This is a genomic window from Pseudomonas sp. LBUM1655, assembly GCF_059716085.1.
Genome location: NZ_CP166801.1, coordinates 2,404,517 through 2,417,222, shown reverse-complemented (window position 1 = coordinate 2,417,222; position 12,706 = coordinate 2,404,517). Strand labels below are relative to the sequence as shown.

7 protein-coding genes and 1 pseudogene are annotated in these 12,706 nt (G+C 57.3%); 7 read left to right on the top strand and 1 reads right to left on the bottom strand.

Going from position 1 to position 12,706, the window contains the following annotated elements; translation table 11 throughout:
- The first annotated feature begins 2 nt into the window (after positions 1–2).
- The 7 genes from glcF (at position 3) to ACA074_RS10800 (ending at position 11,664) form a co-directional block, all read left to right on the top strand.
- Entirely contained in the window at positions 3–1,223 is a 1,221-nt protein-coding gene (gene glcF, locus ACA074_RS10830) for a glycolate oxidase subunit GlcF (protein WP_497678979.1), read from the top strand.
- Positions 1,224–1,311: 88 nt separating this feature from the next.
- Positions 1,312–2,700: a 2-oxoadipate dioxygenase/decarboxylase HglS gene (gene hglS, locus ACA074_RS10825; protein WP_497678978.1), complete on the top strand. Its 1,389-nt coding sequence runs from the start codon at positions 1,312–1,314 to the stop codon at positions 2,698–2,700.
- A 340-nt stretch (positions 2,701–3,040) separates the two neighbouring features.
- Positions 3,041–3,556, top strand: a complete 516-nt coding sequence (locus ACA074_RS10820; protein WP_007919523.1) for an Hcp family type VI secretion system effector — start codon at positions 3,041–3,043, stop codon at positions 3,554–3,556.
- Between the two features lie 132 nt (positions 3,557–3,688).
- The gene (locus ACA074_RS10815) at positions 3,689–5,731 is read left to right on the top strand and encodes a type VI secretion system Vgr family protein (protein ID WP_497678977.1); all 2,043 of its coding nucleotides are present in this window, start codon (positions 3,689–3,691) and stop codon (positions 5,729–5,731) included.
- Entirely contained in the window at positions 5,721–6,464 is a 744-nt protein-coding gene (locus ACA074_RS10810; protein ID WP_497678976.1) for a DUF4123 domain-containing protein, read from the top strand. Before ACA074_RS10815 ends, ACA074_RS10810 begins: the two co-directional genes overlap by 11 nt.
- The gene (locus tag ACA074_RS10805; RefSeq protein WP_497678975.1) at positions 6,461–11,272 is read left to right on the top strand and encodes an RHS repeat-associated core domain-containing protein; all 4,812 of its coding nucleotides are present in this window, start codon (positions 6,461–6,463) and stop codon (positions 11,270–11,272) included. Before ACA074_RS10810 ends, ACA074_RS10805 begins: the two co-directional genes overlap by 4 nt.
- A complete protein-coding gene (locus ACA074_RS10800) occupies positions 11,269–11,664 on the top strand; it encodes a hypothetical protein (RefSeq protein ID WP_497678974.1) in 396 nt (131 codons plus the stop codon). Before ACA074_RS10805 ends, ACA074_RS10800 begins: the two co-directional genes overlap by 4 nt.
- Here ACA074_RS10800 and ACA074_RS10795 read toward each other — a convergent pair.
- Positions 11,656–12,626 (bottom strand): annotated as a pseudogene (locus ACA074_RS10795) (IS256 family transposase). The gene ACA074_RS10800 and the pseudogene ACA074_RS10795 overlap by 9 nt on opposite strands.
- Positions 12,627–12,706 lie beyond the last annotated feature (80 nt).

The window sequence follows — 12,706 nt, the reverse complement described above, 5'->3', positions numbered from 1 at the left end:
CCATGCAAACCACCCTCAGCGAGCAATCCCGACTGTTGCCCCGTGCCGCCGAGGCGGAAAAGATCCTGCGCACTTGCGTGCATTGCGGCTTTTGCAACGCCACCTGTCCGACCTATCAATTACTGGGTGATGAACTCGATGGCCCGCGCGGGCGCATCTATCTGATCAAGCAAGTACTCGAAGGCGCACCGGCCACCCCGCAGACGCAACTGCACCTGGACCGCTGCCTGTCGTGCCGAAACTGCGAAACCACCTGCCCGTCCGGCGTCGATTATCACAACTTGCTCGACATTGGCCGGGCGGTGGTCGATCACGCGGTACCGCGTCCGGCGGCGCAGCGTTTGTTGCGTGAGGGACTGCGGGCCTTGGCACCGAACCCGGGGTTGTTCAAGGGTTTGCTACGGATGGGCACGGCATTCCGACCGCTTTTGCCGCGAATGGTTGAAAGCAAACTGCCACAGCATCTGCCGAGTTCGGGTGTGCGCCCGCACCCACAGCATGCGCGCCGGGTTTTGCTGCTGGAAGGCTGTGTGCAACCGGGTTTGTCGCCGAATACCAATGACGCCACGGCGCGGGTGCTTGATCGACTCGGGATCAGTGTCACGCCAGTGGCCGAAGCGGGTTGTTGCGGCGCGCTGGACTATCACCTCGACGCCCAGGCCAAAGGCCTCGACCGCGCCCGGCAGAACATCGACGCCTGGTGGCCGCATCTGCAAAACGGCGCCGAAGCCATCGTACAAACTGCCAGCGGCTGCGGCGCGTTCATCAAGGATTACGGGCATCTGCTGGAGGATGATCCGGCTTACGCCGACAAGGCGCGGCGGATCAGCGAACTGACCCTCGATCTGGTACAGGTTATCGCGCAGGAACCGCTAGAGCAGGTGTGTGCCGCCGGCGAACAGCGCATCGCCGTGCATTGCCCGTGCACCTTGCAGCACGCGTTGAAACTTGGCGGCGCCGTTGAAGCGGTGCTGACTCGCCTGGGCTTCAACTTGACCAACGTGCCGGACGGTCATTTGTGCTGCGGTTCGGCGGGCACTTATTCGCTGACCCAACCGGCCATCGCCCGGCAACTGCGCGACAACCGCCTCAATGCTCTGGAAAGCGGCCGCCCCGAGCTGATCGTCACCTCCAACATCGGCTGCCAGAGCCACCTCGCCAGTGCTGGTCGGACACCGGTCAGGCACTGGATCGAACTGGTGGATCAGTCGTTGGCAGAATGAAGTTCGTAGGATTCTTCGTTTGCCCGCGCGGGAGAAGGCTGCGATCTTTTCCTCCATCCATTTCGTGACCGTGGCAGGAATTTTTTTCATGACCGTGCAGCCTTTCGTCAGCCCCGACCTGATCCGCCAACGCTTCTCCAAAGCGATGTCCGACATGTACCGCGAAGAAGTCCCGCTGTACGGCGCGCTAATGGAACTGGTGGAGCAGACCAACCGCGACGTGCTTTCACGTCAGCCAGACATCGCACGACAACTCAACAGCACAGGCGAAATCGAACGGCTGGACATGGAGCGTCATGGCGCGATCCGTGTGGGCACCGCAACGGAACTGGCCACCCTCGCGCGCCTGTTCGCGGTGATGGGCATGCAACCGGTGGGTTATTACGACCTGACGCCGGCGGGTGTGCCGGTGCATTCCACGGCGTTTCGCGCGGTGCATGAAGAGGCGCTGCAAGTCAGTCCGTTTCGAGTGTTTACCTCGTTGTTGCGGCTGGAGTTGATTGAAGATCCTGAACTTCGCGCCTTTGCCGAATCGGTGCTGGGCAAGCGTTCGATCTTCACGGCGGCGGCATTGCGTTTGATCGCGCAGGCTGAGACCGCTGGCGGACTCAACGAAGCCGAAGCACAGGCATTCGTCCTACAAGCGCTGGAAACCTTTCGTTGGCATCACAGCGCAACCGTTACCGCTGCGCAGTACCGGACGTTGAGCGCCCAGCACCGTCTGATCGCGGATGTGGTGGCGTTCAAAGGCCCGCACATCAATCACCTGACACCGCGCACTCTCGACATCGACGCCGTTCAGGAGCAGATGCCGGCCCATGGCATCACGCCAAAAGCCGTGATCGAAGGTCCACCGCGCCGGCAATGCCCGATCCTGTTGCGCCAGACCAGCTTCAAGGCCTTGGATGAGCCGATCGCCTTCACCGACCAAAGCGAAACTCGTGGCAGTCACAGCGCGCGTTTCGGCGAAATCGAACAACGTGGCGCGGCGCTGACACCCAAGGGCCGGGCGTTGTATGACCGCCTGTTGAATGCGGCGCGGGATGAGCTGGGTGATTTCCCCAACGAAGCCAATGCCGCACGCTACAACACGCTGATGACTCAGCACTTTGGCGAATTTCCTGACAGCATCGAAGGCATGCGCGAACAGGGTCTGGCCTACTTTCGCTATTTCGCCACGGAAAAGGGCTTGGCGGCGGGTAGTCTCAATGAGGCCTCGCTGGAAGACTTGTTACGTGACGGCTATGTGAAAGCGGAGCCGTTGGTGTACGAAGATTTCCTGCCGGTCAGTGCGGCGGGGATTTTTCAGTCGAATCTTGGCGATGCGGCGCAGACACACTATGGCGAGCATTCCAATCGGCAGGCATTTGAACAGGCGCTGGGACGTCCGACGATTGATGAGTTGGGGTTGTATGCGCAGACGCAGCGGCGGTCGATTGAAGGGTGCGCGCACGTGCTAGGTCTGAAGTTGAACTGATAGTGAAATCCTCTACAAAGGGCCTCGTGATGGCACGGAGCCTTGATGCGCAAGAAGTTGCGCACATGCTCGTAATATTTCGCCCTTAAAATCGCTACAGCTCACGCCATTCATGGCCTGCAGCCAAGTGCGCAAGAAGTTGCGCAGTACTGCGCAACTTCTTGCGCACTTTCGCCCCCAAACCACGGCCAAACATCCTACGTTTAGCCTCTAACATCCGCTTAACCCCCACATGCCGGGGGCTTCGCAAAACCTGGCACGCTCCTTGATAACAGTCAGGCACCCACCGGGCGATTTCGCCTCCCGGGCACCCTAAATTTATCCGCAAGGAGAGCATCCCATGGCAACACCAGCGTACATGTCGGTTACCGGCGAAAAACAAGGCCTGATCACTGCCGGCGCCTTCACCGCCGACTCCGTTGGCAACACCTACCAGGAAGGCCACGAAGACCAGGTCATGGTTCAGGCTTTCAGCCACGACGTGATCATCCCGCGTGACCCACAATCCGGTCAGCCAACCGGTCAGCGCGTTCACAAGCCAGTTGTGATCACCAAGGTCTACGACAAGGCTTCGCCTCTGCTGCAAGCCGCTCTGACCTCCGGCGAGCGCATGAGCGAAATCGTTATCCAGTGGTTCCGTACTTCGGCTCAAGGTACTCAAGAGCACTACTACACCACCAAACTGGAAGACGCGATCATCGTCGCCATCAACAACAAAATGCACAACTGCCAGGATCCAGGCAACTCGCACTTCACCCACCTGGAAGAAGTGCAGTTCACCTACCGCAAAATCACCTGGACCCACGAAGTCTCCGGTACTTCGGGTTCCGATGACTGGCGTGCTCCAGTCGTTTAATTACGGCTGATCGTTACAAGCATCGGCCAGCTCTGCTGGTCGATGTTGTTTACGCCCCTCCAGAATTTCGCGTACGTTGACCCGCTTTTGCGGGCGTCGACGAGCGCCGCTGTACAGCACGAGGAACAAGGGATGTTCGCGCCGGCCAATGAAACCCACTTTGCCCTGACCATCGAAGGGCTTTCCGCTGATTTTCAGGTGTTTACCCTGCAAGGTCGGGAAGCCATCAGCCAGCCTTTTGTCTTTGAGGTGGAGCTGGTCAGTGAGCAGCCGTCGCTGGACCTCGAAACCCTGCTGCACAAACCGGCCTTCCTGCAACTGTCGCCCGACGGCAGCGGCATCCATGGTCAGATTTATCGCGCCGCGCAAGGTGACTCCGGCAAACGCCTGACCCGTTATTCGGTGACCCTGCGCCCGCAATTGTCGTACCTGGCGCACCGCGTCAACCAGCGCATCTTCCAGAACCTCACCGTGCCTAAAATCATCGGCATGGTCCTCGAAGAACACGGCATCCAGAGCAACGCCTACGATTTCCAGACCGGCTCCATCTACCCCGAGCGCGTCTACTGCGTGCAGTACGACGAGTCGGATCTGCATTTCATCCAGCGCCTGTGCGAAGAAGAAGGCATTCACTACCACTTCCAGCACACGGCGACGGCACACAAACTGGTATTCGGCGATGACCAGACGGTGTTCCCGAAACTCCAGCCTGTGGCCTACCAGCAAGACTCCGGCATGGTCGCCAACGACCCGGTGATCAAGCGCTTCGACCTGCGCCTGGAAACCCGCACCAGCCGCACCACCCGCCGCGACTACGACTTCGAAAAACCACGCATCACCCTCGAAAGCGAAAACCGTGGCGACGCCCTGCCCGATCTTGAAGACTACGATTATCCGGGTCGTTTCATCGACCGCGAACGCGGCAAGCACCTGGCCAAACGCGCCCTCGAACGCCACCGCAGCGACTTCCAACTGGCTGAAGGCAAGAGCGATCAGCCGTTGCTGGTCAGCGGCCACTTTTTGGCCCTGACGCAACACCCGAAAGCCAAGTGGAACGACCTCTGGCTGCTGACCGAAGTCCTCCACGAAGGCAAACAGCCGCAAGTACTGGAAGAGTCGGTGACCAGCGACACCACCGCGCTGAAAGACGATTTCCACCAGGGCTACCGCAACCGCTTTCAGGCCACCCCTTGGGACGTGCCGAACCGCCCGCCGCTGCGCCACCCGAAACCGCGCATCCTCGGCAGCCAGAGCGCCGTGGTCACCGGCCCCAAAGGCGAAGAGATCCACTGCGACCAGTACGGCCGCGTCAAAGTCCAATTCCACTGGGACCGCGAAGGCCAGGCCGACGATAAAACCAGCTGCTGGCTGCGCGTGTCTTCAGCCTGGGCCGGCGCCCAATACGGCGGCATCGCCATCCCGCGCATCGGCATGGAAGTGCTCGTCACCTTCCTTGAAGGCGACCCCGATCAGCCGCTGATCAGCGGCTGCCTGTACCACAAGGAAAACACCGTCCCGTACGCCCTGCCCGCGAACAAGACCCGCAGCACCTTCAAGACCCTGAGTTCAATGGGTGGCGGCGGTTACAACGAACTGCGCATCGAAGACAAAAAAGGTCAGGAACAGATTTATCTGCACGCCCAGCGCGACTGGGACGAGAACGTCGAGCACGACCAGAAAATCCGCGTCGGCAACGAACGTCACGACACCGTTGAAAAGAACAGCTACAGCGAATTCAAGGCCGAAGAGCACCACACCGTCTACGCCGACCGCAAAGTCGAAGCGCGTGCGAATGATCACCTCACCGTGGGCGTCAATCAGCACATCAAGATCGGCACCGGCCAATTCATCGACGCGGGTCAGGAAATCCACCTGAGCAGCGGCATGAAAGTGGTGATGGAAGCCGGCGCCGAGTTGACCCTGGTCGGCGGCGGCAGCTTCATCAAAATCGATGCCGGCGGCGTGACCATGAGCGGCCCGGTGATCAACATGAACTCCGGCGGCAGCCCCGGCAGCGGCACGGGCGCCGCCCCGCTGATGCCCGGCATCCTGAAACAGGCCGACGCCGACAAGGCCGGACAGATCCTGACCCCGGCCCAGATCAACACCCTCAAACGCAACGCACCATTCTGCGAAGAATGCGAAAAATGCAAGGCAGGTGCCTGTGCCATCTGATCGACTGACACCCAAGGATTGGCTGGCACAACAGCCGCTACAGACTGGCGAACGCCTGTACCTGATCATCAGCGCGGCGAGCGACAGCGACGCCCTGAAAAACCTGTACCTGACCGAACCCACCGCCCAGCTCCTGCCAATCTGGGGCGGTACGCCCTACTCCACCTGGCAACCGGTGATGCCCTACGTCACCGAACTCAAGTCCAACTCCGCATTCCTGCCGTGGATCGCCGAAACCGCTGCACTCGACTGGGGCTGGTTGGCGGTGTCGCGCTCGGAGCCGAACGAAGTGTTCGAGCATTTGCGCAGCCTGACGCAGGTGAAGATGCCGGATAGCACCGAGGTGTTTTTCCGCTTCTGGGATGGGCGGCATATCTACCCGATTCTGCATGGACTGGGGGACAAGGCTGGGGAAGTGATGCCGATGTTTGAGCGGTATCTGATTAATGGCAAGGGCCTTGAGGTTGGGCCGAGGGCGCAGCCGAAGGTGAAGGATTGGCCGTGGTGGGAGGTGCCGAAGCCGTTGCTGGATGGACTGACCAAAGAAAATCCGTCGACCGTCATCGGCAACATGATGCAGTGGTTGCAAGAAGAACACGCCGATCAGTATTTCTCGTTTCCCGAATCAAACCTGAAACAAAAAGTGGCGCGCTTCGTTAAGCGCACGCCGCTCACGGAAGAAAATTTTACCGGGCTGTTGAAGGCCTTTCTGGAAAACGAGGTGGTGATATGAACCCATACGAAACGATCTATCATGTCACCGCTAAACAGCCTGACTTCAACAAGGTCATTGCCGAGTTCAAAAACTGCCTGAAAGATTACCGCGCAGCCAGCGTCATTCCAGGCCTGGAGATGGAGCAGCAGTTTCAAGTCGGGGACGAGGTCAAGAAACCCGTCGCGGCGGGCAGCAAGACCAAAGCCGTTTATTTCGCCACCTGTCCCGAGAATGGAAAACTCACGCTGATTCATAGTTTTGAATCGGCGCGTTTTGTGCCGATTGGCAACACTCCAGTGGTCCTGACTCCCGTCGACGCCAAGAACAACCCCGTCGCCGGGCAAGTCGTGCGCAAAACAATCGGCGCAACCGGGATTGAAGTCATTAGCGACCTGACGCCTCGTCAGCTCTACCGGATTACCTTCTTCCCCGACGTGACCAGTGCAGATAACGGTCGACTGTTCAAATCCTACGACGACGTCATCGGCGATCTGAGCAAGTGGTTATCCTCGGAGTGGACAACCACCTGCCTGCCACTGTGGAAAGAACATAACGATGCGTCGATCGCTGGGCGCTTCTGGCAAAAGTTGCAATCCGAACTGGATGGTTTCTGGAAATTCGTCATGGGCATCTGGGGCGATATCAAGTCGCTGTTTCATCTCGTGACTCACCCCCGTGAAAACTACGAAACACTCAAGAAGTTCTTCACCGACGAAAACATCAAGAAAATTTACAATGCTTCCACAGAAGCACTTCGCACCAGCTTTCTGATCGCCAGTGATGAGCCATTGCTGTGGGTTTATGTCTCTGCGGTCTGGGCCTGGGTGACGATGCTGCCGCCGCAGACCCGCACAGAAGTTCTGGCCAGATTGAAGTCGGAAATCCTCTACATCGTCCTGGGGATTATTTTCACCGGAGGATTGGGTGTTGCGTTGCGCGCTGGTGCAAAAACGGTCAAGGGCACGTTGCAAGCGCAAAAAGCGATCAGCATGGTTGAGAAGGTCACTGCCAAACTCATCGAAATCAGCAGGATTCGCTCCAAACCCCATGCGGACGCTGCAGCCTCTTTAAGATTCCATGGAAGCGGTGTCGCGAACTCAGGCAAAAAGGCGGTGGCTAATGTCGCTGACCATACGCCAGCGCAAACGGCAACCGCTCCGAAGCGGCCCTCTCCTGCCACTGGGGGTAAAATCGAAAACGACGCGCAAATACACGCACGAGACAAAACCCAGAACGAAACGCGTCTGGAACAGCAGGAGAACATCGACAACGCGCCCAAACAGTCGAAAAACCCGGCTGACGAACCTGCGCAATGCGTCGGCAAAACCTGCTCCAACGGTGACCCCGTGTCCATGGTCACCGGTGAGGAACTGCTGACCCTCACAGATGGCGAACTGGGCGGTCTGTTACCGCTCGAGTGGACCCGCCTCTACCGCAGCAGCGCCGTCGAAATCGACAATCGCATGGGGCCGGGCTGGAGCCACTCCCTGTCTCATCATTTGCAGATCGACGATGAAGGCGTGCTGTGGACAGACAATGAAAACCGCCAGACGCGTTTCCCGATGCCAACCGAACAACGTCCGGCCATCACCAACAGCCTCGCTCAAGCGGCGATTTTTCTGGGGGACACACCCGGTGAACTGATTCTCACGCAGGCTGGGGCAAAGCCGCGTTTCTATCATTTCCGTGCGAACCGCCTGACCACTATCAGCGATTCGTATGAAAACCAGGTGCACATCAGCTATGACCTGGTCGGGCGCATTCAACGCATCGACAATGGCGCCGGCCGCTCTTTACTGCTGCGCTATGACGATCGGCGTATCGTTGCCGTGGATCAACAGCAACAACGTTCGGAATATGACGAGTCCGGGAAACGCCAGGATCCATGGCTAACCCTGAAGACGCTAGTCTCATACGCGTATAACGCTCAACATCAACTCGTTTCGGCAACGAACGCCGCCGGTGAAACCGAGCATTACCGGTACAACCAGCAGCACGTGATTCTCGAGCGGCAATTGGCCGGCGGCGCCAGCTTCTTCTGGGAGTGGGAGCGCGATGGCAAATTTTCCCGTTGCGTCCGCCACTGGGCAAACTACTCGCCACTGGAAACACGCTATGAGTGGGACGACAACGGTACGGTAACGGTTTACAACGGGGATGGTAGTGAACAGGTTTACGTGCATGACGAAAATGCGCGTCTGATCAGTGAAACCGCTCCGGATGGCGCAGAAACTCAAAAAGCCTACGACGATCAAGGCCGTTTGATCGCTGTAAAAGACCCAATGGGCGCCATCACCGAGTATCAGTACAACAATGCTGGCCGGTTGCTGGCCGTGATTCCCCCGGAAGACGAGCCTACGCGTTACAACTATTACAACGGCCAACTCATTGATGTACAGCGGGGCAAGGCGCGCTGGAAATATGAGCGCAACCGTCAGGGTGACATCACTCAACAAACTGACCCGGACGGCAACGAAACCCACTACGGCTATGACCGTCAGGGACGCCTGGTTGACATTCGCCATCCCGATGGGAGTCGTCATCAATTAGGTTGGAACAACCTTGGCCAATTGCTCGAAGAATGTCTGCCGGACGGAGGCCAACGCAAGTACCGCTACGATGCACTCGGCCGGCAAATCACCCGGCAGGACGAATTCGGCGCCATCACTCATTACCAATGGGACGCTGCTGATCGTCTGACCCAAGTCACCCTGCCCGGCGGCGCCACCCGTGCTTTCACCTATAACCCGTATGGCCGGGTCACCGCCGAACGCGACGAACTCGGACGCATCACTCGCTACGAGTACGCCGACAACCTGCACCTGGTCAGCCGCCGCATCAATCCGGACGGAAGCCAACTGCGCTACCGCTACGACAACTCACAACTCAACCTCACCGAGATTGAGAACGAGCGCGGCGAACGCTATCAACTCGACTACTATTCGAACGGCCTGATTCAGCAGGAAACCGGCTTCGACGGTCGCCGCACCGCCTACGAGTACGACCTCAACGGTCAGTTGCTGAAGAAAACCGAATTCGGCGACGACGGCAGCGAACTGGTCAGCGAGTACCAGCGCGACACCTCAGGCCGCCTGCTGGTAAAGACCCTGCCCGACGGCGAGGAAATCCACTACAGCTACGACGCACTCGGTCGCCTGGTCAACGTCGACGACGGTCACTGGCCGCTTGCTTACGAATATGACGTGCAGGACCGGTTGATCACCGAGCACCAAGGCTGGGGTACGACGCGTTATGAATACGATAGCGTCGGCCAATTGAGCCACTGCCGCCTACCGGATGGCAGTACGCTCGATTACCGTCACGTGTCCGGCGGACGTCTGAGCAGCATCGACCTTAACGGCTCGCGCCTCACCGGCCACCAGTTCAGTGCCGGTCGCGAACAACAGCGACAACAGGGTTTGCTCCTAAGCCAATACCAGTACGACGAACAAGGTCGCCTGCAAGCGCATAGCGTTAGCCAACGCGACAAAAATCTGTTCCAGCGACGTTACAACTATGACGCGAATGGCAACCTAGCCGGCGTAGATGACACCCGCAAAGGTAATCGCAGTTATCACTACGACCCGTTGGATCGACTGATCAGTGTGCGTGGTGCGACGCCGGAAAGCTTCGCCCACGATCCAGCAGGCAACCTCCTCGGTCAGAACGACCTGCCCGTAGCCAATTTGGCTAACGTCAAAGGCAACCGCCTGCTGATGCAGGGCGACCGCCATTACGACTACGACGCTTACGGTAATTTGAGCCGTGAACGTCGTGGCGCCGGCCAGAAACTCGTCACCGAATATCGCTACGACTGCCAGCATCGCTTGATCGGCGTCAGCCTGCCGGGCGGCAGCATCGCAACCTACAAGTACGATGCCTTCGGTCGTCGTATAGAAAAAACCGTTGACGGCCACACCACTGAATTCCTGTGGCAAGGCGAGCGCCTGATCGCCGAAAGCGCCGAGAATCACTATCGCAGCTATGTCTACGAACCCGGTAGCTTCCGACCGTTGGCAATGCTCGACGGCGAAGGTCCGCGCAAAGCAACGCCGTTCTACTATCAACTCGACCACCTTGGTACACCTCAGGAGCTGACCGATTACGGCGGCGAGATCATGTGGTCGGCCAAATACCGAGCTTATGGCAACCTGGCGGCACTCGACGTCAGCGAAATCGATAACCCGTTGCGCTTCCAGGGTCAGTATTTCGATGCCGAGACAGGGTTACATTACAACCGACATCGCTACTACAATCCGGGTACTGGACGGTTCTTGACGCCGGATCCGATAAAGCTTGCGGGGGGGTTGAATAACTACCAGTACGTGCCTAACCCTACGGGGTGGGTGGATCCGCTAGGGTTGAATGGATGCCCACCAGATGGAGATGGTGAAGGAAACCCAACGGCACCGACAGAAAATGCTCGAGTCGATACGAAAGAACCTTCGGCACCTGAGATCCCGTGGTCGAATGGTTCTGTAAAAAGAGCATCAGATGCACTTGATCGCGGTGCTACCTCCGTCACCGTAAATAGCAGAGCAGAAGCTGAGGAGCTATTCTTGGGAAAATATGTCGGCCAAGGATATAGGAACGCCGAAGAGTTCAACTCTGCGACTGCTAAAACGCATTTTAGAAAAACGAAAGAACCCGAAAAATACTATCACTGGGATGACACACCGGTTTCAGATATTAAAACAAGAAAGGTAACAATGGCGAATCACGACCCAAGCGACCCACATGGTGCTCATCCACATTTGCAGCTTCACCCTGTGAAAGGGGAAGTGATAAGAATCTATTGGCCAAACCAGTTTGAAGGACAAAAATGAGCACCCACAAAATAATCCCTAGAAAAGTATGGTGGGGCTTGGAGACAAAATCATATACAGAGATTGCTCAAGAGCTTCCGTCGCAGGATGAGTCACTTCGAAAGTGGATCGCAATCTACGCTGTTTATCATTTAAACTTCGAAGACAGGTTCCCTGGAGAGCGTTATTACAATTTTCTAGAGGACGCAAAACATTCTAAATATGTAATTGTAGAGTTCACCCTCCCAATCCACCTTCTTGAGACGAGAGATAGCATTGGTGCCAACGACACAACAATCACAAAATGCAAAACTGTAGAGACAGAGGAAGAAATAAACCACTTTCTTCATGAGCACAATATAAACCCAGAACTATTCACCCCCCCATGGACATGTGAGTACCCATTAGACTAAATCCAACATTAAAAAGGGGACAGATTTATTTTCTAAAAACTGAAAATAAATCTGTCCCCTTTTCTCTTGAAAGAACGGGATGACTCGATCCCAGGCGCGTCGCCAGGCTGCAACCACCGTTGGATATTGCTTGCCCCAAGGGCCAGATTCGAAGGCATCCAGAGCTTGCTCGGCGACCTCAGCGTTGAGTGCTTGATAAATCGGTTTCAGGGCCTTGGCCAGCTCGCGACGCTTGTCCCATGCTGCGTAATCAAGGCTGTTGCGGATCAGGTGCACGATGCATGTCTGCACGCCGTCTGAGGGAACACTGCACTCAAGGCTTCGGGCATGCCTTTGAGACCGTCCGTTACCGCAATCAGGACATCTTCGACACCCCGGGTTTTGAGGTCGTTGAAGACTTTCATCCAGAATTTGGCGCCCTCTGTGTTCTCAATCCAGATGCCCAGAATATCTCGGGTGCCGTCCGGTAGTACGCCCAGAGCCAGGTAAATCGCTTTGTTGCGAACCACGCCTTCATCACGGATTTTAACCCGCAGTGCATCGAAGAAAATGACCGGGTACATAGGCTCAAGTGGCCGTTGCTGCCAGGTACTGACTTCCTCCAGAACACCGTCGGTGACGGTACTGATGAAGTCATGCGAGACGTCTGTTCCGTACTGTTCGGAGAGAAATGCACGAATCTCGCGAACGCTCATACCACGGGCATACATGGCAATGATCTTGTCATCAAAGCCTGTAAAACGCCGCTCATGCTTAGGAATCAGTATCGGAGAAAAGCTGCCGTCACGATCTCTGGGAATGTCCAGACGCAAGGGGCCATCCTCGGTCAGCACGGTTTTACCGCTCTTGCCGTTACGCTGGTTACTCGAATCCTCAGGGCGCTCCGCGCCCTGAGGATAGCCAAGATGAAGTCCCAACTCGGCACCAAGGGCACGTTCGATAAGCGCCTTTTTGAACGCCATCGCAGCATCCTGAATAGCTTCGGCACTCATCGACTCGCTGAGGAACTGGTCGATCAGCTCTTTCGGAATGGACGGAAGGT

What these genes read in the sequence shown, in the direction of transcription:
- hglS (WP_497678978.1), top strand. Translation starts at nt 1,312, where the DNA reads ATGACCGTGCAGCCTTTCGTCAGCCCCGACCTGATCCGCCAACGCTTC.
- ACA074_RS10805 (WP_497678975.1), top strand. Translation starts at nt 6,461, where the DNA reads ATGAACCCATACGAAACGATCTATCATGTCACCGCTAAACAGCCTGAC.
- ACA074_RS10800 (WP_497678974.1), top strand. Translation starts at nt 11,269, where the DNA reads ATGAGCACCCACAAAATAATCCCTAGAAAAGTATGGTGGGGCTTGGAG.
- ACA074_RS10820 (WP_007919523.1), top strand. Translation starts at nt 3,041, where the DNA reads ATGGCAACACCAGCGTACATGTCGGTTACCGGCGAAAAACAAGGCCTG.
- glcF (WP_497678979.1), top strand. Translation starts at nt 3, where the DNA reads ATGCAAACCACCCTCAGCGAGCAATCCCGACTGTTGCCCCGTGCCGCC.
- ACA074_RS10815 (WP_497678977.1), top strand. Translation starts at nt 3,689, where the DNA reads ATGTTCGCGCCGGCCAATGAAACCCACTTTGCCCTGACCATCGAAGGG.